General features: G+C 73.4%; 25 protein-coding genes and 1 pseudogene. 11 read left to right on the top strand and 15 right to left on the bottom strand.

Annotated elements, in window-relative coordinates; translation table 11 throughout:
• Window positions 1-2 precede the first annotated feature (2 nt).
• The 7 genes and pseudogenes from ACZ6TB_RS02360 to ACZ6TB_RS02330 all read right to left on the bottom strand — a co-directional run bounded on the left by ACZ6TB_RS02360 (window position 3) and on the right by ACZ6TB_RS02330 (window position 7,273).
• The gene (locus ACZ6TB_RS02360; RefSeq protein ID WP_465549667.1) at window positions 3-854 is read right to left on the bottom strand and encodes a haloalkane dehalogenase; all 852 of its coding nucleotides are present in this window, start codon (window positions 852-854) and stop codon (window positions 3-5) included.
• Window positions 851-1,537 carry a hypothetical protein gene (locus tag ACZ6TB_RS02355; protein ID WP_465550288.1) on the bottom strand — a complete coding sequence of 229 codons (687 nt, stop codon included), beginning with the start codon at window positions 1,535-1,537 and terminating at the stop codon, window positions 851-853. The genes ACZ6TB_RS02360 and ACZ6TB_RS02355 overlap by 4 nt, the downstream gene beginning before the upstream one ends.
• Before the next feature lie 135 nt (window positions 1,538-1,672).
• Window positions 1,673-1,900: pseudogene (locus ACZ6TB_RS02350) on the bottom strand (hypothetical protein); the annotation flags it as partial.
• A 1,310-nt stretch (window positions 1,901-3,210) separates the two neighbouring features.
• On the bottom strand, window positions 3,211-4,401 hold the full coding sequence (locus tag ACZ6TB_RS02345; protein WP_465549665.1) for a hypothetical protein: 1,191 nt from the start codon (window positions 4,399-4,401) through the stop codon (window positions 3,211-3,213).
• Window positions 4,398-5,354, bottom strand: coding sequence for an AAA family ATPase (locus tag ACZ6TB_RS02340; protein ID WP_465549663.1), 957 nt, complete (start codon window positions 5,352-5,354; stop codon window positions 4,398-4,400). The genes ACZ6TB_RS02345 and ACZ6TB_RS02340 overlap by 4 nt, the downstream gene beginning before the upstream one ends.
• A 1-nt stretch (window position 5,355) precedes the next feature.
• Window positions 5,356-6,309 carry an effector-associated domain EAD1-containing protein gene (locus ACZ6TB_RS02335; protein WP_465550286.1) on the bottom strand — a complete coding sequence of 318 codons (954 nt, stop codon included), beginning with the start codon at window positions 6,307-6,309 and terminating at the stop codon, window positions 5,356-5,358.
• A gap of 49 nt (window positions 6,310-6,358) precedes the next feature.
• Window positions 6,359-7,273: a trypsin-like peptidase domain-containing protein gene (locus tag ACZ6TB_RS02330; RefSeq protein WP_465549661.1), complete on the bottom strand. Its 915-nt coding sequence runs from the start codon at window positions 7,271-7,273 to the stop codon at window positions 6,359-6,361.
• 63 nt (window positions 7,274-7,336) lie between these two features.
• Here ACZ6TB_RS02330 and ACZ6TB_RS02325 point away from each other — a divergent pair, with 63 nt between their 5' ends.
• Window positions 7,337-8,035 carry a helix-turn-helix domain-containing protein gene (locus ACZ6TB_RS02325; RefSeq protein WP_465549659.1) on the top strand — a complete coding sequence of 233 codons (699 nt, stop codon included), beginning with the start codon at window positions 7,337-7,339 and terminating at the stop codon, window positions 8,033-8,035.
• On the opposite strand, the gene ACZ6TB_RS02320 is transcribed toward ACZ6TB_RS02325, so the two are convergent.
• Both ACZ6TB_RS02320 and ACZ6TB_RS02315 read right to left on the bottom strand, forming a co-directional pair.
• Window positions 8,025-8,603 (bottom strand): dihydrofolate reductase family protein, encoded by a 579-nt coding sequence (locus ACZ6TB_RS02320; protein ID WP_465549657.1) that lies wholly within the window; start codon window positions 8,601-8,603, stop codon window positions 8,025-8,027. The two genes, ACZ6TB_RS02325 and ACZ6TB_RS02320, sit on opposite strands and share 11 nt — an antisense overlap.
• Window positions 8,604-8,683: 80 nt before the next feature.
• Complete coding sequence (locus tag ACZ6TB_RS02315) at window positions 8,684-9,484, bottom strand: AbfB domain-containing protein (protein ID WP_465549655.1); 801 nt, start codon at window positions 9,482-9,484, stop codon at window positions 8,684-8,686.
• A 184-nt stretch (window positions 9,485-9,668) separates the two neighbouring features.
• Here ACZ6TB_RS02315 and ACZ6TB_RS02310 point away from each other — a divergent pair, with 184 nt between their 5' ends.
• Window positions 9,669-10,697 carry a GumC domain-containing protein gene (locus tag ACZ6TB_RS02310; RefSeq protein ID WP_465549653.1) on the top strand — a complete coding sequence of 343 codons (1,029 nt, stop codon included), beginning with the start codon at window positions 9,669-9,671 and terminating at the stop codon, window positions 10,695-10,697.
• Here the strand turns inward: ACZ6TB_RS02310 and erm are convergent.
• On the bottom strand, window positions 10,666-11,448 hold the full coding sequence (gene erm / locus ACZ6TB_RS02305; protein WP_465549651.1) for an ErmE/ErmH/ErmO/ErmR family 23S rRNA (adenine(2058)-N(6))-methyltransferase: 783 nt from the start codon (window positions 11,446-11,448) through the stop codon (window positions 10,666-10,668). The two genes, ACZ6TB_RS02310 and erm, sit on opposite strands and share 32 nt — an antisense overlap.
• Window positions 11,449-11,761: 313 nt before the next feature.
• On the opposite strand from erm, the gene ACZ6TB_RS02300 reads away from it, so the two are divergent.
• From ACZ6TB_RS02300 to ACZ6TB_RS02280, 5 genes are read left to right on the top strand one after another with little or no spacing between them, the layout of a single operon-like run.
• Window positions 11,762-12,676, top strand: a complete 915-nt coding sequence (locus ACZ6TB_RS02300; RefSeq protein WP_465549649.1) for a DUF5995 family protein — start codon at window positions 11,762-11,764, stop codon at window positions 12,674-12,676.
• Between the two features lie 55 nt (window positions 12,677-12,731).
• Window positions 12,732-14,093: a ferredoxin reductase family protein gene (locus ACZ6TB_RS02295; RefSeq protein ID WP_465549647.1), complete on the top strand. Its 1,362-nt coding sequence runs from the start codon at window positions 12,732-12,734 to the stop codon at window positions 14,091-14,093.
• 25 nt (window positions 14,094-14,118) lie between these two features.
• Window positions 14,119-14,535 carry an FMN-binding protein gene (locus ACZ6TB_RS02290; protein WP_465549645.1) on the top strand — a complete coding sequence of 139 codons (417 nt, stop codon included), beginning with the start codon at window positions 14,119-14,121 and terminating at the stop codon, window positions 14,533-14,535.
• 12 nt (window positions 14,536-14,547) lie between these two features.
• Window positions 14,548-15,249: a response regulator transcription factor gene (locus ACZ6TB_RS02285; protein ID WP_465549643.1), complete on the top strand. Its 702-nt coding sequence runs from the start codon at window positions 14,548-14,550 to the stop codon at window positions 15,247-15,249.
• A complete protein-coding gene (locus ACZ6TB_RS02280) occupies window positions 15,246-16,655 on the top strand; it encodes a HAMP domain-containing sensor histidine kinase (protein ID WP_465549641.1) in 1,410 nt (469 codons plus the stop codon). The genes ACZ6TB_RS02285 and ACZ6TB_RS02280 overlap by 4 nt, the downstream gene beginning before the upstream one ends.
• Here the strand turns inward: ACZ6TB_RS02280 and ACZ6TB_RS02275 are convergent.
• From ACZ6TB_RS02275 to ACZ6TB_RS02260, 4 genes are all read right to left on the bottom strand, one after another.
• Window positions 16,634-17,260 (bottom strand): GntR family transcriptional regulator, encoded by a 627-nt coding sequence (locus ACZ6TB_RS02275; RefSeq protein WP_465549639.1) that lies wholly within the window; start codon window positions 17,258-17,260, stop codon window positions 16,634-16,636. The genes ACZ6TB_RS02280 and ACZ6TB_RS02275 overlap by 22 nt on opposite strands.
• A 109-nt stretch (window positions 17,261-17,369) precedes the next feature.
• Complete coding sequence (locus ACZ6TB_RS02270; RefSeq protein WP_465549637.1) at window positions 17,370-18,170, bottom strand: ABC transporter ATP-binding protein; 801 nt, start codon at window positions 18,168-18,170, stop codon at window positions 17,370-17,372.
• Window positions 18,167-19,219: a FecCD family ABC transporter permease gene (locus ACZ6TB_RS02265; RefSeq protein WP_465549635.1), complete on the bottom strand. Its 1,053-nt coding sequence runs from the start codon at window positions 19,217-19,219 to the stop codon at window positions 18,167-18,169. Before ACZ6TB_RS02265 ends, ACZ6TB_RS02270 begins: the two co-directional genes overlap by 4 nt.
• Entirely contained in the window at window positions 19,216-20,235 is a 1,020-nt protein-coding gene (locus ACZ6TB_RS02260; protein WP_465549633.1) for a FecCD family ABC transporter permease, read from the bottom strand. The genes ACZ6TB_RS02265 and ACZ6TB_RS02260 overlap by 4 nt, the downstream gene beginning before the upstream one ends.
• An 80-nt stretch (window positions 20,236-20,315) precedes the next feature.
• Here ACZ6TB_RS02260 and ACZ6TB_RS02255 point away from each other — a divergent pair, with 80 nt between their 5' ends.
• Window positions 20,316-21,323, top strand: coding sequence for an iron-siderophore ABC transporter substrate-binding protein (locus tag ACZ6TB_RS02255; RefSeq protein ID WP_465549631.1), 1,008 nt, complete (start codon window positions 20,316-20,318; stop codon window positions 21,321-21,323).
• Between the two features lie 169 nt (window positions 21,324-21,492).
• Window positions 21,493-23,472, top strand: coding sequence for an ATP-binding protein (locus tag ACZ6TB_RS02250; RefSeq protein ID WP_465549629.1), 1,980 nt, complete (start codon window positions 21,493-21,495; stop codon window positions 23,470-23,472).
• Here the strand turns inward: ACZ6TB_RS02250 and ACZ6TB_RS02245 are convergent.
• A complete protein-coding gene (locus ACZ6TB_RS02245; protein WP_465549627.1) occupies window positions 23,426-23,836 on the bottom strand; it encodes a cupin domain-containing protein in 411 nt (136 codons plus the stop codon). The two genes, ACZ6TB_RS02250 and ACZ6TB_RS02245, sit on opposite strands and share 47 nt — an antisense overlap.
• A gap of 127 nt (window positions 23,837-23,963) precedes the next feature.
• On the opposite strand from ACZ6TB_RS02245, the gene ACZ6TB_RS02240 reads away from it, so the two are divergent.
• Together ACZ6TB_RS02240 and ACZ6TB_RS02235 are read left to right on the top strand one after the other, a co-directional pair.
• On the top strand, window positions 23,964-24,530 hold the full coding sequence (locus ACZ6TB_RS02240; protein ID WP_465549625.1) for a carboxymuconolactone decarboxylase family protein: 567 nt from the start codon (window positions 23,964-23,966) through the stop codon (window positions 24,528-24,530).
• 69 nt (window positions 24,531-24,599) lie between these two features.
• Complete coding sequence (locus ACZ6TB_RS02235; protein ID WP_465549623.1) at window positions 24,600-25,517, top strand: LysR family transcriptional regulator; 918 nt, start codon at window positions 24,600-24,602, stop codon at window positions 25,515-25,517.
• The last annotated feature ends 79 nt before the right edge of the window (window positions 25,518-25,596 follow it).

Here is a 25,596-nt window from a genome sequence, read left to right as displayed (position 1 = left end):
GCTCACCGGGCCGGAGCGGGCAGCGTCGCGATCCACCGGATCAGCGCGTCCGCGACCGGCCCGGGCCGGTCCTCGGGCAGGAAGTGCCCGGCCGGCCCGCCGGCGTTCACCACGGTGAGCGCCGGAAGGGTGGCCGCGCACCAGGCCACCGTCTCCGGCGTGACCAGCACGCCGGGGTCCCCGTGCAGCAGCAGCTTCGGCACGTCGGAGGCGGTCAGGACGGCGACGGCCGCCTCGAACCGGGCGGCCACGTCGGCGGGCTCGCCGCCGATCGGGATCTCCCGAGCCCACCGCAGCAGCGGGACCCGGGCCGCCCGCTCCCGGTAAGGCGCCCGGTACCCGGCCATCTCGGCGTCGGTCAGCTCGCGCACCAGCCCGGCCGGCAGCAGCGTGTCGAGGAAGAAGTTCTCGTCGAGCACCATCCGCTCGCCGGTCCCGGGCGTGCGCAGGCTCCGGAACAGCTCCCGGCCGCCCTCGTCGAACGCCTCCCACCCGGGCAGCGGCCGCAGATGCCCCTCCATCACGGCGACGCCGCGGACGTTGCCGGGATGGCGGGCCAGATGGTCGAGGGCGAGGGCCACGCCCCAGTCGTGCCCGACCAGGACGAGGCCGGTCAGGCCGAGCGCCTCGACGAACGCGTCCAGGTACGCGACGTGGTCGGCCAGCCGGTAGCCGATCGGCGGCCGGCCCGAGGCGCCCATCCCGATCAGGTCCGGCGCGATCCACCGGACGTCGCGTTCCAGCACGTGCCGCCACAGATGCGACGAGGTCGGGTTGCCGTGCAGCAGCAGCACCGGGGGACCGGCGCCGGCCTCGCGGTAGTGCATCGTCGAGCCGAGCACGTCGGCGTTCATGGCCGGACCGTCCAGGTGGCCGGGTTGGTCGCGACGGCGGCCAGCTTGTTCGCCGTGGCCGGGCTGATCCTCGCACCTCCGGCGATGAGCAGCGTGTCGAGGTCCTTCTGGGTCGCGACCAGGCAGTCCTTGGGCAGGCCCTGCACGCTGATCAGTCCGCTGCCGACGAACACCAGGACCGGGGTGACCGGGACGTTCAGGCCGACGGCGGCGGACAGGGCCCGGCCGGCCTGCCGGGCGGTCCGCTGCGCCTCGGGCACGTACGGCGGGCGCCGGCCGTTGATCTGCACGACGTCCCCGGCGAGCAGCACCCGCGCCCGGCCGTGGTCGGCCACCGTCACCGCGTAGACGCCGCCGGGGCCGATGGCCAGGAACCCGACGCTGTTCTCCGCCGTGGCGGGCTCGCCGTAGTGGGGCATGTCGACGATGTGCCAGGTCGGGCCCAGGCGGTCGAGCCGGGTGAGCGCGCGGGCGCCGGCCGCCTCCATCCGGCGTGCCTCGCGCTCGGCCCGGCGGCGCCGGGCCCATTCCAGCGGCGATTCCCGCGGCGTCTCCAGGCCGGGCGGGCTGAGCGGCCTGGCCGGCACCGGCAGCGCCGGCCGGGCCGGGAAGACGGAGGTCCGGGGGGACGGGGACGGGGGCGCCGCGGCCGGCAGGCGGTCGGCGAGATCCCGGACCCGCATGGTCAGGTCGCCGCCGACCCACATCGCGACCGGGCGGCCGTCCAGCTCGGTCGTGGCGAGCGCCCAGACCGGCCCGCCGCCCTCGTCGTCGATCGGGGGACCGAGCGGCGACCCCGAGGCGAGGTCCCACACCCGGATCGTGCCGGCGCCGTCGCCGGAGACGATGAGCTGCCGCCCGGCCGTCGCCAGCGCGCTGACCGAGAGGACCGGCGCCCGGTGCCCGTGGAACGGACTGCCGACCTGGACGCGCGCCGTCACGTCCCAGACCCGCAGCGTGCCGTCGGTGCTGCCGGAGACGATGACCGGGCTGCCCTCGAGCACCGCCGGCGCGAGGGCCCATACCGCCCGCCGGTGCCCGGTCATCCGGGTGTAGGCCGGAAAGTTGCTGCGAGTCTCCATCATGAGCAGCGCGTTGGTGCCGCCGGCGGCGAAGAGCCAATGCCGGCCGGCGGCGGCCACGACGGCGAGGGCGCCGACCCAGCTGCCGTACGGGTATCGCGCGCTCTCCCGGTAGGTGCCCGCCCGGAGATCCCAGCTGCGGACCCGCCCGTCCGAGCCCGCGGACAACACGACCATGCTGCCGCGGATCGGCGCGACGGTCACCGCCAGGACGGGCCGCGTGTCGCCGGCGAACATGGTCGGGAGCTGCCGTCCGGTGACCAGGTTGGTCCGCCGCACCCGGCCGTCGTCGTGGGCGGAAACCACCACCGGATCGCCGTCGAGCCGCACGACGGCCAGGGACCGGACCGGCCCGGCGTCGGTGGCGATCGCGCTGTCCTCCTGGCGGGTCCGGGGGTTCCAGCACCGGATCCAGCCGTCGGTGCCTCCCGTCACCAGGACCGGCTCGCTGTCCACGGTGGTCATCGCCGCCGACAGGACGGCCGCGCGCAGCAGGCGGCGCCGGGCCGGCGCGGCCGGGTCGGGCCCGGTGGCGAGCCCGGGGGCCTGGCCGGAGATGCCGTCGACCAGGTCGAGCGCGCGGCGGGCCTCGGCCGCGGCGGGCGCCGGCGCCTGGCGCAGGAGCAGGCGGATGCGGTCGAGGTCGGCGCCGGGCAGGAGGCCGAGCCGGCCGAGAGCGCGGATCGCCGACACCGGGTCCGGGCCGGTCAGCGCGGCCTCGGCGGTGCTGATCTCGGTGTCGAGGACCAGGTCGGCGGGCGGCTGGGCGGCCAGGCGCTCGCGCATCGCCACGTACCACTCGCGGGTGCGGGCGACGGCGGGCACCGGCGTGCCCGACGCCGAGTCGAGCCAGCGGCGGGCCGCGGCCGGGTCGACGATGGCCAGCGCGGTCAGGCGCTGGGCCTGGTCGAGGTCGGGGTTGCCCCACGCGTCGCGGCGGTCGCAGTAGCGCTCCAGCAGCAGCGCCACCAGCGTGACGCGGTCGCCGCCGAACTGGCTGCGGAGGCTGACCAGCAGGGACCGGCGCAGGGTCTCGTCGATCTCGTAGAGGCCGGCGCCGATCTCGCGGAACAGCGGCGAGGTCAGCAGGGCGGCGTCGACGGTGTGCGGCAGGTCCCAGGGCGGGTCGGTGAAAAAGTTGATCCGCAGCAGGTTGAGGAACCCGGAGTCGACGGCGACCGGCACGGCGGCGTGGCAGGCCAGCTCCAGCGCGCCCGGTGGCAGCGCCTGCCGGGCGCTCACCAGGCGGGCCGCCGGGGCCGAGGCCGGGGCCGTCACAGCGGGCGCTCCACCGCGCGGGGACGGCCGCGCAGCACGTCGACCGCGTCGTACATGCCGGCCCGGGTCAGTGGCGACATCGCGACGTGCCGGGCCACCTGGCCCGCGGTGGTGGCCGGCCAGCGCGACGGTGGCGCCGGGTTCAGCCAGGCCATGTTGACCCGGCGGGCGCCGACCGCGCGCAGGAAGGCGACCGTGTCGTAGAGGCGGGCCAGCGAGAACGAGCCGCGCAGGGCGCCGCCGTCGCTGATCACCGCGACCGCCGAGCCGGGCTGAGTGTCGTCGAGCAGGCCGGTCAGCGGCACCGGCTGGGTGAGGGCGGGATCGCGGTAGGCGCGGCCGGCGGGCAGCGGCCGCACCCGGGCCAGGATCGGGTCGAGGTCGGTGGCGCCGGCGTCCGGCAGCTCGGCCAGCGGTTTGCGGTCGGGGCTGCGGCCGGGCACGTTGCGGAAGTAGGCCACGGTGATCGTGTCGAGCCGGGCGCTGCCGGTGATCGCGCCGACCACGTGGTCGACCAGGCCGTGGTACGGCGTCATCGAGCCGTGCCGGTCGATCAGCAGGAGCAGGCGGGCGGCGTTGCCGCGGGCGGGCCGCAGTACGGGCGCGTCGACCACGCCGGTGCGGGCGTAGCGGGCGATCGTCGTGTCCGCGTCGAGCTCGACCGGGGGACCGTGCCGCACCGGCCGGCGCAGCCGCCGCCAGGTCTGGGCGACCTCGCGCTCGGTGATCGGGTAGCGCGGGGTCAGCACGAGGAACGGCGCCGACCGGCCGGTGGGCGGCACCTCGGGGGTGCCGGCGAGCGGCGGGGCCGGGCGCAGGCGCTCGTGGGCCGCGGCGTGGGCCGATCGCCGGGTGGGCGGCGTCGACCAGGGACCCGAAGCGGCGATCGGTGAGCGAGGCGCGTCACCGGCTCCGAATGACGTGGCCGCCGAAAGAGAAGCGGAGGCGGAGAGGGTCCAGGACGGGGTGGCGACCAGGTGGAAGGCCGAGGTGATCAGCTCGGCGTCGCGCGACGACTTGGCCCAGAGCAGCACGCACAACCGCCGCAGCTCCTCGTCGGAGCCGAGCCCGTGACCGGCGCCCAGGGCCGCGCGCAGCGCCGCGCAGTCGTCGACGCCGAGCGGCAGGCCGCGGCGGCGCAGCCGGCCGATCAGGTCGTGCAGGAAGTCCGGGACCGAGCCGGTCACGGCGCGCTCAGCCGGTCCCGGGCCATGGTCTGGTCGTCCCGCTGCTTGAGCAGGGCGCCCACGTTCGGCAGCCGTCGCAGGTCGGAGGCGTCGATGCCGGTGGAGCGCAGGCTCTCCACCCAGTCGAGCAGCTCGCTGAGGCCGGGCTTGCGGGTGAGGTCCATCGCGCGCAGCCGGGCCAGCACGTCGAGGCTCGCGCCGCGCAGGGCCGGGTCGTCGACGCCGTGCATCTGCAGGATCGCGTCGAGCTGCGACCGATCGGCCGGGAACTCCATGTAGTGGAAGACGCAGCGCCGCAGGAACGCGCCGGGCAGCGCCTTCTCCTCGTTGTTGGTGACGATGATGATCGGGCGCAGCTCCGGCTTGTCGTCGGGCACGGCGTAGCTCATGCCGCGCACCTCGGCGACGTCGAAGCGCAGCTCGTCCAGCTCGCGCAGCAGGTCGTTGGGGAAATCCAGGTCGGCCTTGTCCACCTCGTCGAGCAGCACCACCGAGCGGCGTCCGTGCCGGGCCCGGGCGATCGCCCGGCCGAGCGGCCCCAGCCGTACGTAATGCTCCGCCCCCGGCAGTTCCCGGCCCATCAGGCCACTCAGCTGGGCGTCGGAGAGGCGCCGGACGGCGTCGAACGTGTAGAGCAGGTCCTGGCCACGGCTGGTCGACTTGATGTGGGCCTGTTCGAGAGGCAACCCGAGCCGGTACGCGACCGCGGCCGCCAGCCTCGTCTTGCCGACCCCCGGATCGCCCTGCACGAGCAGCGGCCGCCCCAGCGTGATGGCCACGTTGACGGCGTCGCACAGCTCGGGCCCCAGCAGGTACGGCTCGGCGAGCACCTCCTTCAGGACCGGGTCCTTCTCGGCGATCGTCTCCTCGTCGCCGTCCTCGATCGGCCGGGTCGCCGGCGGCGGTGCCGTGTCGAGCCGGACGGAGGTGTCGATGGTGCGGCGGGCGTACACGTCAGATCGTCTCCCCGGGTCCCATGGTCTCGAGCTCGTGCTCGAGCCAGCGGCGGAAGGCCGGCTTGTCCGCGCGCAGCCGGCTGATGGTGAGTTCTATCTGGACATAGGTGGACCGCATGTCGAGCGCGTCGTCGAGGGTGGCCTGCCGCACGATGTGCAGGCTCCACGGCAGCGCCAGCTCGCGCGGCCAGTCCAGGTGGGCGAGCACGTCCCGCGCCCACCGGGCCACGTCGATGTGCCGGAACGCGGGCGCCGGCAGCGGCTTGACGCCGTCGACCTGGTCCCCGGCCAGGCCGGCGAAGACCAGCACGAACCAGAACCGCGGCGCGCCGCAGCCGGAGCGGACCCCGTCCCAGAACCGGCGAACCAGGTCGAGCGACGCCCGGTCGGCCTGCACCTGGCACATGACGCTGCCGGTCTCGAGCTCGGGCAGGTACTCGAGGGCGTGCTTGACGGCCTGGTCCCACTGGTCGACCAGCGGGTTCAGGTTGATCGGGTCCTTGACCGCGAGCTGGCCGAGGCAGTGCGGCAGCCACCCGCAGATCCGGTTGACCAGCGACGGCTCGTTGACCGGGAGCGACATGGCGAGCAGGCCGGGCGGCCGGTACAGCACGTGCTCCTCGATCGCGTCCTTCAACGGCGCGAGATCGAAGTACGCGGTGTCCAGCACCTGGATGTTGGCCGGCAGCTGCGTCTCCGCCGGCGGGCCGTCCCAGCCGCACGCGGCCGCCCACTCCCGCAGAGGCGGGTTCTTCGGCTGGTCGCTCAGGGCGGCGTCGATCAGGTCGTGCAGCCAGCCGGCCGCCTCGCCCTCGATGAGCACGGTGTCGATGGCCTCGCGCAGCCCGACGTTCCCGACGATGTCGTCGAGCCGCTCCCGCAGGTGGAAGAAGAGCAGGCGCCGGAGGGCGTTGCGGTGCGGGTAGGCGCGGGCGAGCGCCTGGGCGAGCAGCCGCAGGTGCCGGGCTTCGAGGTGGCGACGACGATGGATGGCCGTCCCCCTACCGCAACGGGTCCGGCAGGGCGCGACGGATCGCGCGTACGGGAATCGCGCGGTTGAACGTCGGATGCGGGGCCGGGTCGCCGCCCTGGTGCACGGCGACGAGATGCAGGCCGGCCGTGAGGCAGGGCGCGCCCGAGGAGCCGGGCTCGGTGTTCGCCGCGTGGCGCAGCCGGGAACCGTCCACGTCGAGCACGGGACCGATCGACAGCCGCAGCGGGCCGCCCGCCGGCCGGTGCAGGATCAGCAGGCTGTCGCCCGGCTCCGGGGCGTCCGGATGGGAGACGTCGAGCCAGCCGCGCGCCTCCCCGGGCCGGCCCTCGGTGCGCAGCAGCGCGACGTCGAGCTCCCGGTCCTCGGCCACCCGCCGGAGCCCGGTCGTCGTGTCGCCGAAGCGCGCCGAGAGGGCCGCGTGGTCGCCGATCACGTGCCGGGCGGTGAGGCAGAGGTCGGGCCCGACCAGGAACCCGGTGCCGAGCGGGCGCGCGCCGGCCGCGGTCGGCGTCTCCACCCGGCAGACTTGCCCCTCGAGCGCCTCCAGCTCGCGCCGCCACCGGGCCGGGTCCAGATCGGGCACGTGGCCGCGGACGACCCGTTCGAGGGCGGCGTCGCCGTCCTGCCAGGCGCGGATCGCGGCGTTGCCCGGGCGGTCGGCGCACACGGCGGACACCAGGCCGGGCAGCCAGCCGGCGGCCTCGCCCTCGGTCACCACGGCGTCGACCACCTCGCGCATGCCGACGTTCCCGACCAGCTCGCCGAGGCGGACGCCCAGCTCGTAGCGCAGCACGCGCTCCAGCCCGTTACGCGACGGGTAGGCGCTCAGCAGCGCGTCGGCCAGAAGGCGAAGCCGTCCGCCGTCGAGCGAGACCGAAATTGGCTGTCCCCTTAAAGATCGACTTCCCTCGAACTCGATCACCCACTGTACGACAGCCGGTCACCGTGACCCGATCGGATGAACGGCGGACGTATCCTGTCGCGCGTGGGACTGCGGTTCGAGACGCGCGGATCGGACTCGCCGTGGGTCGGCACGGTGTGGACCTGCGCGAGCGACCAGGTCACGACGATGACGTCGGTCGCGGGCGTGCGGTGGGGCCTGGTGTTCTGGGAGCGGGACGGCCGGGCGTACGCCGGCGTCACCGGTCCCGAGACGCGGAGCGGGACGGCGCCGGTGCCGCAGGGCGCGACCTTCACCGGCATCGAGTTCGCCGTCGGCACCTCGTTGCGATGCGTGCCCACGCCGGCGCTGGTCGACGGCGGCATCGCGCTTCCCGGCGCCACCCGCCGGACCTTCCGGCTGGACGGCGCGCGCTGGGAGACGCCCGGACCGGACGACGCCGAGGCCCTGGTCGAGCGTCTGGTCCGGACCGGCAGCGTGGTGCGGGACCCGCTCCCGGCCGAGGTGCTGCGCGGTGGCCGTCCGGCCGTGTCGGGGCGCACGGTCGAACGCCGGTTCCGCGCCGCGACCGGGCTGACCCGGGGCGCCGTCCGGCAGATCGAACGGGCCCGCGCGGCGGCGCATCTGCTGGCGGCCGGCGACACGGCCGCTGAGGTCGTCGCCAAGCTCGGCTACTTCGACGAGCCGCACCTGGCCCGGGCGTTGCGCGCCTACGTCGGGCGAACCGCCGGCGAGCTGCGCGCGGGCGCCGGCGGGGCGATCGGCCTCGACCTCAGCGCCTGACGTCGTAGACCAGCTTCAGGATTCCGTTCGAGTAGCTCGCCGACTCCCGCAGCGTCAGCATGTCCTTCTGCCGGTCGGCCCGGCCGAACAGGCTCTTCCCGGCGCCGAGCAGCACCGGGAAGACGAGCAGGTTGTACTGGTCGATCAGGCCCTCGTCGGACAGCCGCCGAGCCAGCTCGGCGCTCCCGTGTATGAAGATCGCGCCGCCCTCGCCCTCCTTGAGCGCGGCGACGTCCGCCGTCGAGCGCAGGATCGTGGTCGGCCCCCAGCCGTCGACGAGGGCGTCCTCGGGCAGCCCGGCCGACACCACGTACTTGGGCAGTTCCTTGTAGGCGGCGTGGTCCGCCGAGCCGGGCCAGGTCGTCTTGAACGCCTCGTAGCTGCGCCGGCCGAACATCAGGGCGGTCGTGGCGGCGAGCTCCTCGCCCTTCAGCGACCAGGCCTCCGGGACGAAGTCCAGGTCCTTGACCACCCATCCGGCGCTGCGGTGCTCCTCGCCCGGCCCGCCGCCGGGCGAGTCCACGACGCCGTCGAGGGACATGAAACCGGTGTAGACCAAGGTGCGCATGGTGCCGTCTCCTCATCCTCGGGTGGGCTTCACCCTAGGGCGGACCACGCCCGCGGTCTTGGACGGAAACGACAGGACCCTCAGAGCGGCGATCGCACCACGAACGGGGTGCCGGAACCCTCGTCGAGATGCAGGACGCCGTCGTTCTCCAGGCGCAGGGCGCGCGACGGATAATTGATCGACTCCAGAATGACGGCAGAGCCGTCGCGGGTCGGCGCCGCGCAGAACGTCGCGTCCTCGGCGAACAATGGCGAGCCGCGGCGGCGGTCGCGTTCGTCGAGGCGCAACACGAAGTCGCGGTGACGCAGGAAATAGCCCGGATAGTTTACGGATTCGAGCGAAACGCAGCCGCCGCGCGCGAGTCCCTTGCGGACCACGAAACGGGAATCGGCGCGTTCCGGCTCACTGCTCGACGTACCGATCCGGTCGACCCGGCCGATGAAGTCGCGGTGCCGCACCCGGTAGCCGGGCCGGCCGGCGACCTCGAGGCCGATGGTGGTCCCGATGTCGAGGTCGACGACCGGTGCGGTGCTCGGCGGCGACGCGCTCGGCCGGTGGGCCCGGCTGCGGGACGGGGACGGTGACGCCGGGAAACTGCTGGTAGGAGGGGTGGAGGGCGACGGTGCCGGCAGCATCGAGACCGGCGCCGAGGGCTCGAAGTCCCATGGCGACGGATAGGTGATCTGCTGCGCGACCGGGTCGGGCCCTTCCGGCCCGACCGGCAGGATCAGCGCCATGACGCCGGCCACGCCGATCGTCACCGCGACCGCGCAGGCGACCAGCACGCGCCGGGCGCGCGCGGCCTGCGCGGCCGCCGCGCCGGGTGGGATCGGGCGATAGGGGACCGGCAGCCGGTTGAATCGCTCGTCGTCAAGGGGCATGTGACATCCGACCGCCAAAGATCCTCTTAAAGTCTCGAAAAGGCATTCTTGCGGCGAAGACCGTGAATCGCAAGAGTGAGATTTAAGCCCATCTTTGGTTCGGGACGCCCGCGAATCGAACCGCGGGCGGGGTCCGGCCCGTATTCCCGATCGACTCCATAGCGCGTACCGAGGAGACGATCACGTGGACGGCGCCGCATCCAGCGAAAGCCCCACCGGCGATCTGCCGCGCATCGCCGACTACTGGCCCGACGCGCCGCACCGGATGAGCCCGGAGGCCGACTTCTACCCGGGCGAGGGGGAGCCGCCGGCGCCGACCGGGATCGAGCCGCCCGCGGCGCGGGTGTTCAGCCCGCCGGTGCCGCCCCGCCGCTCCGGGCTGCGGATCCTGCTCGGCGCCCTGGCCGTCCTGGTCTTCCTGGGCGGCAGCGTGGTCACCCTCGGCCGGCTGGTGCTGCGCGGCGACGACCGCCCGCGGGTGGTGACCGCGCCGCCGCCGGAGACTCCACCCGGGACCATCGCCGCGGTGCCGCCGAGCCCGCCGGTGTCGATAGCCCCCGAGAGCCCGGCGACGACGCCGCCGACGACGGCGAAGGTGCCGCCGCCGGTCGGGAGAACGGCCGCCGAGCTGCCCTTCAGCTCGGGCACCTTCGAGATGGTCAGCGACGTCGCCGAGCTCGACGTGACGGTCGCCTCGCTGGGCGCGGACCCGGTGCGGGTCAGCGCCCCGAGCGGCAGCGGGCTCACGCCCCGCCTCAGCCGGGACGGCAGCACCGTGCGGCTGACCGTGAAGTCGGACGGCACGGGCACCGGCAAGCTCGCCGTCCGGCTCAACCGGAAGGTCACCTGGTCGCTGCGGATGACCGGCGGCGTGCGCGACGCCGACTTCGCCCTGTCGGCCGGGATGATCCGGCGCATCGACCTGATCGGCGGCGCGGCGCACTGGGACATGGCGCTGCCGGCCCCGGCCGAGACGCTGCCGATCCGGATGACCGGCGGCGTCAACACCTGGACCATCACCACGCCGCGGGAGGTGCCGGTGCGGGTGCTGCTGCGCGACGGCGGCGGCTCGGTCACGCTCAACGGCGACCGCACCCGCGGCCTCGACCGCGACACCCGGCTGAGCGCGGGGGACGGCGAGGGCGGGCTCGACATCGACGCGGTGGCCGGGCTGGGCACGCTCATCGTGGGGCCAGCAGGCGAAACAGGCTGAGCCACTGCTCCGGCCAGACCTCGCCGACCGGGACGCCGTCGCCGAGCCGGGCCGCGCGCGCCGCCGCGTACGCCCGCCGGTTGCCGAATTTTCGCGCGAGCGTGGCGTGCAGCGAGCCGCCGGCGCCGGTGAAGCCGTCCTCGACCAGCCGCCGCCACGCCGGCATCAGGTCGGGCCGCACCAGCGGGACCGGCCGGCGCTCGATCTGGAGGATGCCGCCGTCCACCCGCGGCATCGGCCGGAACGCGTGGCGCGGCACCCGGCCGGCCAGCCGCCAGGAGTGCTCGGGCCAGGTCAGCACGGTCAGCCGGCTCCAGCGGCCGTAGTCGCCGGCGCGCTTGCGGGCGTACTCGAGCTGGGTCAGCAGCGTGGCGCGGCGCAGCGCCGGCGCGTCGAGGCACCAGCGCACGACGGCCGCGGTCATCGCGTACGGAATGTTGCCGACCACCGCGAAGTCCTCGGCCGGCGGCCTCGCCGCCAGAAAATCCTCGGTGCGCACGGTGAGGCGGGGATGTCGCGGCAGGTGGGCGGCCATGTCCGCATCGATCTCGTACGCGATGAGGCGCCCACAGATCGGGAGCAATCGCGTGGTGAGCCGCCCTCGTCCCGCCCCGACCTCGTACAGCAACGAGCCGGGTCCCGGGTCGGCGGCGCCGGCGAGCTGCCGGATCGCGGCCGGGTCGGCGAGGAAGTTCTGTCCCAGGGTGCGGCGCGAGCGGGCGTGCTCGTGCCGGGTGAAGCGTGACGCCATGGCCGTGGTGGTCCCGTCTGCCGCGGAGAAGGCGGCGAACGCGGACAGGCGTAGGAAGCCCGTCCGATCCGGATTGGACTCGGCGAGGCCCTGGCGTGGGAGTGTTGGCTACTCGATGGGGGCCAGGGCTACGGCCCCGGCACGCACGCGACTCGAGTGCTGCGTTCCCCGCGCGGCCGCGAGGAACAGGTAGGTCACCGACATGACGGCGAGGCTATCGGCCGGCCGTACGGGCGTCATCCGATTTAATTGCGGGCGACGGGTTGCCGACAGGGGAGTGGTGGCCGCGACCCGAGATCACGAGGCTGTTGGCATGACGACAACGTTCGACCGGGAGCGCGTGCGCGGCAGCGCCGAGATGCTCAAGGAGAAGCGTCTCGAGCTCTCGGCGCTCGGGATCCCGCCCGGCCGCGGGTGGGATCCGCTGCGCGACCGCATGGCCGAGACGGTGGCGACCCAGCCGGGCGGCATCGGTGAGGTGATCAAGAAGCTCGACGACCTGCAGTTCATCTTCGACGAGCTGCCGCCCTCGCCGGCCAAGAACCGGGTGTCGGCGTTCAACCAGCTCTACAACAAGATCACCCGCCGGGTGGACGGCGCCCTGCACACCGGGGTGAACCAGCCCGAGTTCCTCGAGCTGCTCGACGTCCAGTTCGCGAAGCGCTACTTCGCCGCGCTCGACCTGTGGAACAACGACGACGAGGCCACCCCCGACGTGTGGGAGGTCCTGTTCAAGCGCGGCCACGACCTGAAGATGAGCAAGCTCACGGCGGCCATGCTCGGCGTCAACGCGCACATCAACCATGACCTGTCGCTGGCCCTGATCGGCACCTGGGCCGAGGTCGGCGCGCCCACCGACGACCTGATCCACCCGGACTACCTGCTGGTCAACCAGATCTTCTACGAGGAGATCCCGCCGCTGCGCCGGGGCTTCTCCACCCGCTGGCAGATGGAGATCGACCAGTTCGTGGGCCCGCTCGACGACTGGAGCCAGCGGATGCTGGTCACCGTCACCCGGGCGCATGCCTGGGACCAGGGCCGGCGGCTGTGGGACCTGCGCAACGACCCGGAGGACTTCGAGGAGGCGCGGCGGGCCATGGACCGGGCGGCGTCGCTGGTCGCCGAGTTCGCGATCGTGGGGGATCGGCTGGTCACGACGGCCGGGTGGGGTGTCACGCGGACCTGGAACGCGCTCCGGGGCATCCTGCGCCCGAAGGTTCGTTCTTAGGAAATTCTTAGACTCCGCCACGCACATTTTCATCGGCCGGGCCGATCGTTGACCCGTGACCGCGATCGCCGCCCCGCCATCCCTGCCTGTCCGTGCCCGGCGGCCGGCGCCGCGGTGGTACGCGGACGTGGGCGGCGTGGCCGCGGGGACCTCGCTGCTCATCGTCACGGCCCTCTGGGTGGCGAACGGCGGCGTGCGGGACCTGTCGACGCAGTCGGTGGGGCGCCTCACCGGGCTCTGGTCGGCCGACCTGCTGCTCGTCCAGGTGCTGTTGATGGCCCGGATCCCGCTGGTCGAGCGGGCGTTCGGGCAGGATCGGCTGGCCCGCTGGCACCGCTGGACGGGGTTCACCTCGTTCTGGCTGATGGTGGCGCACATCGTGCTCATCACGATCGGCTACACCGGCACCGACTCGCCGCACGTCTTGGGCGAGCTCTGGGACCTGACCTGGAACTACCCGGGCATGCTCCTGGCCACCGCCGGCACGCTGCTCCTGGTGATGGTGGTGGTCACCTCGATGCGGGCCGCGCGGCGCCGGTTGCGCTACGAGTCGTGGCATCTCCTTCACCTGTACGCCTATCTGGGTGTCGGCCTGGCGCTGCCGCACCAGCTCTGGACCGGCGCCGACTTCCTGGCCTCGCCGCTCGCGACGGCCTACTGGTGGACGCTGTACGGGGTCGCGGCCGGGGCCCTGGTCGCGTACCGGATCGGGATGCCGGCCCGGCGCACCTGGCGTCACCGGCTCGTGGTCTCCCATGTGGTCCCCGAGGGGCCGGGTCTCACCTCGGTCTACCTCTCCGGCCGGCGGCTCGGCGACCTTCCGGTGCGCGCGGGCCAGTTCTTCCAATGGCGGTTCCTGGACGGGCCGGGATGGTCGCGCTCGCATCCGTACTCGCTGTCGGCCACGCCGCACGGGAACCAGCTGCGCATCACGGTGAAGGACCTGGGCGACGGGAGCCGCCGGGTGTCGGCGCTGCGGCCCGGAACGCGGGCGATCATCGAGGGCCCGTACGGGAAGCTGACCGGCGAGACGTATGCCGGTGGGCCGGTGACGCTGCTCGCCTGCGGCATCGGCGTGACGCCGCTGCTGGCGCTGCTCGGCGAGCTGCCGTACCGGCCGGGCGAGGCGACGCTGGTCTACCGGGCCCGCAACGAGGCCGAGATCGCGTTCCGCGCCGAGCTGGAGTGGTTCGCGCGCCACCGCGGGGTGCGGGTCGTGTTCCTGCTCGGGTCGCGGGGGCCGTCGTGGTTGCCCGCCCAGTTCGCCGGCGCGACGTTGCCGCAGGTCGTGCCCGGGGTGGCGGCGTCGCAGGTCTACGTCTGCGGGCCGGAGGCCTGGGCCGCCTCCGCCCGCTCGGCGGCGCTTGCCGCCGGGGTGCCCGCCGCCCGGGTCCACACCGAGCTGTTCTCCTGGTAACCCGTCTTTTCTCGGAGAGGTAGAGATGCGCCGGATCACGCTGTGGCTGTTCTCGACGGTCGCCGCGCTCGTCCTGTTGTTCAGCTATCGCACCAGCACGTCGGGGGCCTCGTCGCCGGCGGTCGCCGCCGCGCCGCTTTCCACCGCCGGGCCTTCCGGGTCCGGGAAGACCTACACGGGGGACGTCGCCCCGACTCGCTGGGGACCCGTGCAGGTCTCCATCAGCGTCGCCAATGGCAAGATCACCGACGTCGGCGTGCCCACCTACCCGTCCACCAACGGGCGGGACGTCGAGATCAACTCCCGGGCGCTGCCGGTCCTGCGGCAGGAGACGCTCGACGAGCAGAGCGCCGACATCGACGCCGTCTCCGGCGCTACCGTCACGAGCGACGGCTACAAGCAGTCGCTGCAGTCCGCGCTGGACGCGGCACATCTGGACTGAGGGGATCTCGCGGTGCGCATCCTGGTGGTGGAGGACGACGCGGCGGTGCGGGACTCGCTGGCGCGCACGCTCCGCTTCGAGGGCCATCAGGTGGAGACCGCGGACGACGGGGTCGCGGCGCTCGAGGCAGTGTCGGCGAGCGAGCCCGATGCGATGATCCTCGACGTCAGCATGCCCCGGCTCGACGGCCTGCAGACCTGCCGGCAGCTGCGGTCGGCGGGCGTGGTGCTGCCGGTGCTGATGCTCACGGCGCGCGACAGCGTCGGCGACCGGGTCGCCGGGCTCGACGCCGGCGCCGACGACTACCTGGTCAAGCCGTTCGCCCTCCAGGAGCTGCTGGCCCGGTTGCGCGCGTTGCTGCGCCGGTCGGGCCTCACCGCCCCGGCGCCCGCCGGCCCGGAGTCCGGCGACTGGCTCACGTTCGCCGACGTGCGGCTCAACCCGGTCACCCGCGAGGTGTGGCGGGGGTCGCGGTCGCTGCGGCTGACCCGCACCGAGTTCGCGATCCTGGAGGCGTTCCTGCGCCACCCGCGGCAGGTGCTCACCCGGGCGGCCCTCTTCGAGCAGGTCTGGGGGTACGACTTCGGGGAGTCCTCCAACAGCGTCCACGTCTACCTCGGCTATCTCCGCCGCAAGCTGGAGGCCGAGGGCGAGTCCCGGCTGCTGCACACCGTGCGGGGCGTCGGCTTCGCGCTGCGCGAGGACCCGCTGTGAGACTGACCGGCTGGTGGGGGCGCCGCACGCTGCACGCGCGGATGGCGTTCCTGGTCGGCGCCGCGGTCGCGATCGCGCTGATCGCGTTCGCCATCGCCTCCTGGGTGGCCGTGCGCGGTCTCCAGGAGCACCGGATCGCGGCGCAGCTCAGCGAGGACGCGCAGTCCATCTCGCAGTCGCCCGGGCAGTGGGCGGACAACCGGCCGGGGCCGCCGGGCCGCAACCACCGGCGGGAGCTGGGGCCGCGGTGGCAGATCCTCTCCCCGACCGGCGAGGTGGTCAGCGCGGCGGACATGCCGCTGCCGGTCACCGCCGGCGCCAAGGCGGTCGCCGGTGGCTCGGCGGCGCGGCGCTCGTTCCAGGAACGGGTCACCATCGGCGACGACAGCTATCAGATGCTGACGACCCCGATCAACCGCGGCGGCGGGGCGGTACAGGTCGCGATCAACGAGGAGGAATCCCTCCGTACGCTCACGCTTCTCGCGTTGTTGCTGGGCGCCGGTTGTGTGGCCGGCATCGTCGGCGCCGCGTTCGCCGGACGGGCCGTGGCACGCGCCGGACTGCTGCCGGTCGAGCGGCTCACCAAGGCGGTCGAAGGGGTCGCGGCCACCACCGACCTGACCAAGCCGATCGAGGTGACCGGCGAGGACGAGGTCGCGCGGCTGGGCCGGTCGGTGAACACGATGCTGGCCGCCATCGACACGTCACGCCGGGCGCAGCGGGCGCTGGTCGAGGACGCGGGTCACGAGCTGCGGACGCCGCTGACCAGCATCCGCACCAACGTCGAGCTGCTGCTGACCGTCGAGCGCCATCCCGAGCTGGCCGACCGGCTGCCGCCGTCGGAGCGCGCCAAGCTGCTCGCCGACCTCGACGCCCAGGTGCGGGAGCTGGCGACGCTGACCACCGAGCTGGTGGACCTCGCCCGCGAGGAGACCGCCCGGGAGCCCGCCGAGCCGGTCGCGCTGGCCGACGTGGTGACGGCCGCCGTCAACCGGGTGCGGATCCGGGCCCCGGGCATCGGTTTCACCGCCTCGCTCACCCCGGTCACGGTGATCGGGCGTCCCGGGGAGCTCGAGCGGATGATCGTGAACGTGCTCGACAACGCGGCCAAGTGGAGCCCGCCCGGCGGTGTCGTGCTGACCACCCTGTCCGCCGCGGGGACGTTGACCGTGGCCGACAACGGGCCGGGCATCGCCGAGGAGGATCTGCCGCACGTGTTCGACCGGTTCTACCGGGCCACGGCGGCGCGGTCGATGCCCGGCTCGGGGCTGGGGCTGGCGATCGTGGCCCAGACCGCGGCGCAGCACGGCGGCTCGGTGTCGGCCGGACCGTCGACGCCGACCGGCACGGTGGTGACGATCCGGTTGCCGCCGGCCGACCAGGATCAGGCCGGGCCGCCCAGCTGATCGATCGACCGCAGCGCCTCGATGACGCTGGCGATGTGCTCGCGCATGGCCGCCTCGGCCACCTTGGCGTCGCCGTCGCGCACGGCCGCGATGATCCGCTCGTGCTGCGGCAGCGACTGCTGCGGCCGGCCCGGCAACAGCGACAGCACGAACTGGTGCCGCACCAGTTGCCCGCGCAGCGTGCCGACGATCCGGTCGGCGGTGCGGTGCCCGGCGATCTGCCGGATCAGCGCGTGCAGCCGCTGGTTGAGGTCGCTGTACCGCCGGTATTCGCCGGCCTCGACCGCCCGCCGCATCAGCAGGCCGATCTCGTCGAGCTCGGACGCCCGCTCGGCGTCGATCCGCTCCGCCGCCCGGGCCGCGATCAGGCCCTCGACGACCATGCGTACCTCGGTGATCTCGACCGCCTCGTCGAGCGACACCTTGCGCACCTGGGCGCCGCGGTTGCGCTGCATCTCGATCAGGCCCTCGGCCGCGAGGTCCTGCAGGGCCGCCCGCACGTTGAACCGGCTCGCCCCGAACCGCGTCATCAGCTGCGCCTCGACCAGCCGCTCACCGGGCAGGAACTCGCCCGTGAGAATCGCGTCGCGCAGCGCGTCGCTCACGTGCCGACGGTCACCGTCGCGCTCTGCCGCCATCGAAAACCGTGCCCTCGCGCTCGCCCTCGGCGCGCGCCCCCCGCGCCGTGCTGCGAAGAATACCGCCCCGCCCGGCTCAGCCGCGCCCGAGCGGCACCACCAGCGGCGTGCCGGTCGCCGGGTCGGGGACGACCAGCGCGGCCAGCCCGAAGACCTCCTTGAGCAGCTCGACGGTGAAGACCTCGGCCGGCGTGCCCCGGGCCACGATCGCGCCGTCCCGCATCGCCACCACGTGATCGGCGTAGCGGGCCGCGAGATTGAGGTCGTGCAGCACCATGACGATCGTCCGCCCGCGCTCCCGGTGCAGCTCGGCCACCAGGTCGAGGACGTCGATCTGGTGGGCGAGGTCGAGGTAGGTCGTCGGCTCGTCGAGCAGCAGCACCTCGGTGCCCTGGGCGAGGGCCATCGAGATCCAGGCCCGCTGCCGCTGCCCGCCGGAGAGCGCTTCGACCGGCCGGTCGGCGAGCTCGCGCATGTCGGTCCAGGCGAGCGCCTCGGCGACGATCTCCTGGTCGGCCGGCGACCACTGGCGGAACCAGGTCTGATGCGGATGCCGCCCGCGCATGACGAGATCGGCGACGGTGAGCCCGTCCGGCGCGACCGGCGACTGCGGAAGCATCCCGACGATGCGCGCGACCTCCCGGGTGGGCATCCGGTCGATCCGCTTCCCGTCCAGCAGCACCTCCCCGGCGCGCGGTCTCAGCAGGCGGCCGAGCGCCCGGAGCAGGGTGGACTTGCCGCAGCCGTTGGGCCCGATGACGGCGGTGACCGCGCCGCCGGGGATGTCGAGGTCGAGGCCGTCGACGACGTTCTCCTCGCCGTAGCCGAGGCGCAGGCCTCGGGCCCGCAGCCGCACGCCGGTTTCGGGCGGGGTCATGACGTCCTCCGGTTCGTGCGGACCAGCAGCCAGAGCAGGTAGGGGGCGCCGACGATCGCGGTGACCAGGCCGACCGGGAGCTCGCGGCCGGGCAGGACGGTGCGGGCGGCCAGGTCGGCGGCCGAGACGAGGAGGGCGCCGAGGACGGCGGAGACGAGGAGGGGAGGGCGGCTGCCGCCGCACAGGCGCAGGGCGATCTGCGGCACCACGAAGGCGACGAACTCGATCGGCCCGGCGGCGGCGACGGCGGTGGCGGCGAGGGCCACGGCGGTGACCACGACGGCGAGCTGGGCGAATTTCAGCCGTACGCCGAGGGCCCGCGCCACGTCGTCGTCGAACTGAAGGATCTGCAGCGTGAAGGAGGTGGCCACGGCCGGCGGCAGCAGCACGGCGAACGCGAGGGAGAGCGGGCGCACCTGTTCCCAGCCGGCGCCGGCGACCGAGCCGTTGAGCCAGAGCGTGGCCCGGGCGGCGTCGACGATCTCGGCCCGCACGAGGAACCAGGAGACGCCGGCGCTGACGATCTCGCCGATCCCGATGCCGACCAGCACGAGGCGGTAGCCGTCGACGCCGCGGCGCCAGGCCAGCAGGTAGACGGCCGCGGCCGTGAGCAGCCCGCCGATCAGGGCGGCGAACGGCACCCCGATCGCGGCCGAGCCGCCGAGCACGATGACGGCGACCGCGCCGAGGGAGGCGCCGGTGGTCACGCCGAGCACGTCGGGGCTGGCGAGCGGGTTGCGGGCGAAGGTCTGCGTGAGCGCGCCGGCGGCCGCCAGCGCGGCGCCGACCAGCAGCGCGACCAGGATGCGGGGCAGGCGCAGGTCGAGCACGACCAGCTTCTGCGCCGCGGTGCCGCCGCCGAGCAGCACGGCGACGACATCGCCGGGCGCGATCGTGAAGCTGCCGTGCCCGATGCTGAGGACGGCCACGGCGGTGGTCGCGACGAGCCCGGCCACGCCGACGGCGGCGCCCCGCAACGACACGGTCCCGGCGACCCGCCCGGCGGCGAGCACGCGCCGCCCGCTCGGCCGGACCAGCGTCGCGGTCACCGCTTCACCACTCCCTTGCGGCGGCGGACCAGGGCGATGAAGAACGGGGCGCCGACGGCGGCCAGGACGATGCCGGTCTGGAGCTCGGCGGGGCGCACCACCACCCGGCCCAGGACGTCGGCCAGCAGCAGCAGCGCGGCGCCGGCCAGGGCCGAGCACGGGATCAGGCGGCGGTGGTCGGGGCCGGTCAGGGTGCGGGCCGCGTGGGGGACCATCAGGCCCAGGAAGCCGATCGGGCCGCAGGCGGCGGTGGCGGCGCCGGCCAGCAGCACGACCGCGGTGACACCGGTCGCCCGCGCCAGGACGACCCGCTGGCCCAGGGCACGGGCCACGTCCTCGCCCAGGCCCAGGGCGTTCAGGGCGGGAGCGTTCGCGAGAGCCAGGATCAGGCCGGCGGCGATGAACGGGGCCACCTGCGCGGCGACCGAGGCGTCGCGGCCGGAGAGTGAGCCGACCACCCAGAAGCGGAAGACGTTCAGGCTCGCGTTGTCGGCCAGCAGCAGCGACTGGGTGAAACTGGCCAGCAGGGCGCTGATCGCCAGGCCGGCCAGGGCCAGGGTCACGGGGGTGGGGCCGCCCCGCCGGCCGCCCGCGATGCCGGCGACGGCCAGGCTCGTGAGCAGGGCGCCGGCGAAGGCGAACCAGATGTAGCCGGTCAGGGCGCCGGCGCCGAGCTGGATGCCGATCACCACCGCGAACGACGCGCCGGCCGAGATGCCCAGCAGGCCGGGGTCGGCCAGCGGGTTGCGGGTGTGGCCCTGCATCAGGGCGCCGGCGGCGCCGAGGGCGAGGCCGGCCAGCAGGCCCAGCACCGTCCGGGGCAGACGGAGGTCCCGCACGATCGCGGTGGCCGGGTCGGCCGGCGAAGGGGAGACCATGGCGTGCCAGACCGCGCCGGGGCTCAGCGTCTCGGCGCCCACCGCGAGGCTCAGCACGACGGCGAGAAGGACGGCCGCCACGAGACCGATCAGCACCCCGCCACGACCGCGGGTCCCCGTACGGGCGGGGGCCGTCATCCGGTTCTCCTTCCGTTCTTGCCTTCCACGGCGGGTGACGCTTAGCTTAGCCTCACCTAACTGCGAACGTGAGGTCCCCGATGTCCTTTCGAACTCCGGCCGTGCTCGCCGCCGCCCTCGCCGCCGCCACCGCGCTGGCGCTCGGGGCGTGCGGTGGCGGCGACGGTGACGACACCGCGGCGCCGGCCTCGTCGGCGGCCGCGGCGAGCTATCCGGTCACCGTCACGCACAAGCTCGGCGACGCGACCATCCCGGCGGCGCCCAAGCGGATCGTCGCGCTCTCCGATGCCGACCTCGACGCGCTGCTCGTGCTCGGCGTGCAGCCGGTCGGGGTGGCCGAGTCCTCGGGCGAGGGCGGCATCACCGACTGGGCCCGGCCGCTGCTGACCGGCAAGCCGGCCGTGCTGACCGCGGGCGACACCGGGTTCGACGTCGAGAAGATCGCCGAGCTCGGGCCCGACCTGATCCTGGCCGGCGGCGACTACTACATCGATGACGAATACGCCAAGCTGAGCAAGCTGGCGCCCACCACCGCGTACGAGAGCACCGGCGCTTTCGAAGATCCCTGGCAGGACACTCTCCGTCAGGTGGGCAAGGCGGTCGGCCGGAGCGCCGAGGCCGACCAGGTCATCGCCGAGGTGGACGGCAGGGTCGCCAAGGCCAAGGCCGACCACCCGGCGCTGGCCGGCAAGCAGTTCACGCTCAGCCAGATGTGGGAGGCCGGCTCGATCGGCGTGCTGCGCTCCGACAAGGACGCCGGCGTGAAGATGCTCAACGACTTCGGCATGAAGCTCGCGCCGGCCGTGGCGGGCCTCCAGGGCGACGAGTTCGCGGTGCAGCTGAGCCTGGAGAAGGTGAGCCTGCTCGACGCCGACGTCACGCTGATCTATTACGCCGAGCCGAGCCTGCGGCCGGCGCTCGAGGGCAACGCGCTCTTCAAGGACCTGGCCTCGGTCAAGCGCGGCTCGTACGTGGCGCTGACCGGCCCGCAGTTCTCCTCGCTGCGCAGCCCGACCGTCCTGTCGGTGCGGTACATCATCGACAAGACGCTCCCGGCGCTCGACGCCGCGGCCAGGGCGGCCGCCTGAGTGTCCACGCGTGAGGTGGCTGCCGCTCATCGCCGCCGGGCGGGTCACCATCACCGCCGTCGTCCCGCCGCTCGCCCGCTGACGGTGCGGGAGGCGAGCGGCGTGTGCGCCGGGCGAACACGCTCGGCACCGGCTCAGTTCCGCGGGGCGGGCAGCCGATAGGACGATCGTGCCGGAACAGCTATTCCTTCTCGGCAATCTGGTCATCATGGTGGCGTACGCGGCGATCATGGTGGCCGTCGTCGTGCCCGTGAGCCGCGCGGGGCAGTTGCGCACCAACAAGCTCGCGGTCGCGACCGCCATGATCTTCTTCAGCTGCGCGGTCGGTCACGGGCTGCACGCCGTGGTCACCTACCACGGCATCGTGAGCGGCCACCTCGAGCATGCCGTCCCGGCCGGCTGGTCCTGGCCGTCGGCGATCTGGGACCTGTTCACGGCCGGCGTCGGCGTCTACTACTGGACCCTGCGCCGTGGCTACGGCGTGCTGCTGGGCAAGGGCGCGATCTACGTGGCGCCCGGGGAGAAGCACCGCCTCGACGAGGCCGACGCCCGGGAGCGGGCGGCCCGCGACGCGGCCGAGGCCCACCGGGCCACGCTCACCGCGGTGGCCGAGCAGACCGACGCCGCGATCATCGGCGTCTCGCTGGACGGCGAGGTCAACGCCTGGAACCGCGGCGCGGAGACGATGTTCGGCTGGACGGCGGCCGAGATGATCGGCGAGAAGATCGGGGTCATCACCGACGACTACGGCGGCCTGGAGCAGCGGGCCATCCTGGATCGGGTCCTGAGCGGCGAGCCGAGCGTCGGGTACGAGGCCCGCCGGATCCGCAAGGACGGCAGCCGGATCGAGATCTCGGTCAACCTCACCGCGGTCCGCGACCTGACCGGCGCCATCATCGGCTTCTCGGTGGTGGCCCGCGACATCAGCGCGGCCAAGGAGGCGGCCGACCGGCAGCGGGCCCTGGCCGAGCGCTCCCACCAGCAGCAGCGGATGGAGAGCCTCGGCAAGCTGGCCGGCGGGATCGCCCACGACTTCAACAACATCCTCGCCATCATCGTGAACTACACCGAGTTCGCGGCCGAGGCGGCCGAGGGCAATCCGGCCGTACGCGCCGACCTCGACCACGTGCGCACGGCGGCCGGCCGGGCCATGAACCTCACCCGGCAGCTGCTCACCTTCACCCGCGGCGACACCATCCAGCCCCAGGACGTCGACCTGAACGCCGCGATCGCCGAGGTGCGGGCCATGCTCGACCGCACGATCGGCGAGGACATCGCGCTGTTCGCCCGGCCGTGCGAGCGGCCGCTGGTCGTGCACGGCGACCCCGGACAGCTCCAGCAGGTGCTGCTCAACCTCGCGATCAACGCCCGGGACGCGATGCCGGACGGCGGCACCCTGGTAATCGAGGCGGACGAGGCCGAGCTCGACGGCGAGGAGCTGAACATGCAGCCGGCCGTGGCCGCCGGCCGCTACGCCCGGATCCAGGTCAGCGACACCGGCGAGGGCATGTCGCCGGACGTGGCGGCGCACATCTTCGAGCCGTTCTACACGACGAAACCGCGCGGCAAGGGCACCGGGCTCGGGCTGGCCACCGTCTACGGCATCGTGGCCGAGGCCGGCGGCAGCATCAACGTCTTCTCCGAGCTGGGCGTCGGCACCACGTTCCGGATCTACCTGCCGGTCGCCGTCACCTCGGCCGGGCCGGCCGTCCCGGCCTCCCGCACGGCCCCGCCGCCGGCCGGCGAGGGCCGGACCGTGCTGGTGGTGGAGGACGAGGAGGCGCTGGCCCGGGTGGTGCACCGGATCCTGGCCGGCGCCGGGTACCGGGTGCTGGCCGCGGCGACCGGCGCCGAGGCGTACGCGATCTTCCAGGCCGGCGGCTGCGACGCCCTGCTCACCGACGTGATCATGCCGGAGATGTCGGGGCCGCGCCTGGCCGAGCTCGTGCACGACCGGGAGCCCGGCCTGCCGGTGCTCTACATGTCCGGCTACAGCAACGGGCTGCTCGGCAGCACCCGCGTCCTCGAATCGGGCATCCCGTTCCTGGAGAAGCCGTTCACCAGCGGCGAGCTGCTGCACAAGCTGCACGAGGCGCTCATGCTCAGTCCAACCCCATTTGATCATCGGGAGACAGGTGCTCCACGGTGATGCCGGTGTCGGTGAACGTCCTGGTCACCACGCCCGAGGTGTAGACCCACAGGATCCGCAGCGGCCCGTCGCCGACGTTGCGGAACAGATGGGGGACGGGCGACGGGATGTACGTGGTGTCGTACCGGCTCAGCCGCGTCACCGTGCCCTCGACCAGCACCTCGGCCTCGCCGTCGAGGACCGTCACGTGCTCGTCGCAGTTGTGCGAGTGCATCGGGGCGCCGGTGCCGGCCGGGTAGACGCTGATCCCGCTGGTGATCCGGTTCTCCCCGCCGGCCGCGGCCGTGGTGATCAGCGGGGTGGTCACGATCGCCCCGCCGCGGTCGAGCACCTGCACGTCGGCGGCCTTGATGATCACGGTCATGGCATCGAGCCTAGGGCGGGCCGGGGCACGCGCGACGCAGCCTTACGTTGCGTCCGGCGACGTGTGAAGCGGCGCCGTCCGGTGGTTACGTAATGGCGAAACCACCGAGGCAAGGGGCACGCCGCCGATGAGACTTCCCGTTATCAAGCCGGACGAGATGACCGCACGGCAGCAGGAGATCGCCGCCCGGATAGCGGGCCGGCGCGGCGCCGTCCGCGGTCCGTTCCAGGTCTGGCTGAACAGCCCCGAGCTGTGCGAGCGGGTCGAGGCGCTGGGCGCGTTCCTGCGCTGGGAGTCCGCCCTGCCGCTGCGGCTGCGCGAGCTGTCCCTGTTGATCGCGGCCCGGCATTTCGACGCCCAGTACTCCTGGAACGCGCACGTGGCCAAGTGCGTCGAGGAGGGCATCCCGCGGGCGGCGGTGGACGCGATCGCGCGGCGCGAGACGCCGGAATTCGACAACCCGGAGGATGCGGCCTTCTATCAGTTCTGCCGGGAATTGCTGGAGGAGCACTTCGTCACGGAAAAGACCTTCGCCGATGCGCTGGCGTTCTTCGGGCCGCAGGGATTGGTCGACACGGTCGGCTCGCTCGGCAATTTCTCGATGCTCGGGATGTGCCTGAACGCCTTCCAGGTCGACCTGCAGGCGGACCGGGAGCCGCCGTTCCCGGACATCCGGGGCTACTCGCGCGTCTGAACCGGGGATTGTTGACAATCAGGTCAACGACGTAGCATCCGAGCTCACGCGGGTTCGGCAGGAGGATCCATGGACCGCATTCTCGTCATGCGCAGCTTCGTCACGGTGGCCAAGGTGGGCAGCTTCTCGGGCGCCGCCAAACAGCTGGGCACCTCGGGCTCGCTCATCTCGCGGCACGTCGCGGACCTGGAGAAACAACTGGGCGTACGCCTGGTCAACCGCACCGCCCGCTCGGTCAGCCTGACCGAGCCGGGCCTGCGCTACAGCGAGTTCGCGAACCGGATCCTCGACGAGATCGACGCCGAGGACGCGACGATCGCCCAGCTGCACGACCGGCCCGAGGGCCCGTTGTCGATCATCTGCCCCAAATGGATCGGCAGCCTCGACCTCGGGGACGCGATCGCCGCCTTCTCGGTGGCCCACCCCAAGATCGCCGTCCGGTTCGAGCTCGGCGGCATGTCCGACCGCACGTACGACTTCCTCGACTCCGGGTTCGACATCGCGTTCCACACCCGCGACCTGCGCGACTCCAGCGTCCGGCTGAAGAAGATCGCGTCGCTGCCGTTCGTGCTGTGCGCGTCGGAGAGCTACATCAACCGGCGCGGCCTGCTCACCGACCCCAACGACCTGGCCGACCACGACTGTCTCGTGCACTCCAACGACCCGGTCTGGCGGATCGGGCACGGCCACGAGAGCACCCTGCACAAGATCAGGAACGTGGGGTTCAGCTCGAACTCGTACATCGCGCTGCAGAAGGCGGCGGTGCACGGCCGGGGCATCGCGCTGCTGCCGGTGCGGCCGGCCTACGACGACCTGATGAGCGGCACGCTGCGGGTGCTGCTGCCCGAGCTGCCCATCCCGAGCCGGTCGCTGTACGCGATCTACGGCCCGGCCCAGCAGGCGCCGCGAAAGGTCGAGGTCTTCCTGAGCTTCCTCACCGAATGGTTCTCGGCCAACCCGATTCCGGCATTGGTTCGTGCATCTTAGGTTGCGCCATCGGAATGCTGTGCCGGCCGCGCGCGCCCATAGGATCGATATTGCCTTTGGCGGAGAAATACGAGGTGAG

This window comes from Actinoplanes sp. NPDC051537, from assembly GCF_055586105.1.
This window is presented reverse-complemented; position numbering and strand designations above follow the sequence as displayed.

Excerpts from the sequence above, each read along its gene's own strand:
- ACZ6TB_RS02360 (WP_465549667.1), bottom strand. The coding sequence starts at position 854 with ATGAACGCCGACGTGCTCGGCTCGACGATGCACTACCGCGAGGCCGGC.
- ACZ6TB_RS02355 (WP_465550288.1), bottom strand. The coding sequence starts at position 1,537 with ATGCGGGTCCGGGATCTCGCCGACCGCCTGCCGGCCGCGGCGCCCCCG.
- ACZ6TB_RS02320 (WP_465549657.1), bottom strand. The coding sequence starts at position 8,603 with ATGCGCACCTTGGTCTACACCGGTTTCATGTCCCTCGACGGCGTCGTG.
- ACZ6TB_RS02315 (WP_465549655.1), bottom strand. The coding sequence starts at position 9,484 with ATGCCCCTTGACGACGAGCGATTCAACCGGCTGCCGGTCCCCTATCGC.
- erm (WP_465549651.1), bottom strand. The coding sequence starts at position 11,448 with ATGGCGTCACGCTTCACCCGGCACGAGCACGCCCGCTCGCGCCGCACC.
- ACZ6TB_RS02300 (WP_465549649.1), top strand. The coding sequence starts at position 11,762 with ATGACGACAACGTTCGACCGGGAGCGCGTGCGCGGCAGCGCCGAGATG.
- ACZ6TB_RS02290 (WP_465549645.1), top strand. The coding sequence starts at position 14,119 with ATGCGCCGGATCACGCTGTGGCTGTTCTCGACGGTCGCCGCGCTCGTC.
- ACZ6TB_RS02270 (WP_465549637.1), bottom strand. The coding sequence starts at position 18,170 with ATGACCCCGCCCGAAACCGGCGTGCGGCTGCGGGCCCGAGGCCTGCGC.
- ACZ6TB_RS02260 (WP_465549633.1), bottom strand. The coding sequence starts at position 20,235 with ATGACGGCCCCCGCCCGTACGGGGACCCGCGGTCGTGGCGGGGTGCTG.
- ACZ6TB_RS02255 (WP_465549631.1), top strand. The coding sequence starts at position 20,316 with ATGTCCTTTCGAACTCCGGCCGTGCTCGCCGCCGCCCTCGCCGCCGCC.
- ACZ6TB_RS02245 (WP_465549627.1), bottom strand. The coding sequence starts at position 23,836 with ATGACCGTGATCATCAAGGCCGCCGACGTGCAGGTGCTCGACCGCGGC.
- ACZ6TB_RS02240 (WP_465549625.1), top strand. The coding sequence starts at position 23,964 with ATGAGACTTCCCGTTATCAAGCCGGACGAGATGACCGCACGGCAGCAG.
- ACZ6TB_RS02235 (WP_465549623.1), top strand. The coding sequence starts at position 24,600 with ATGGACCGCATTCTCGTCATGCGCAGCTTCGTCACGGTGGCCAAGGTG.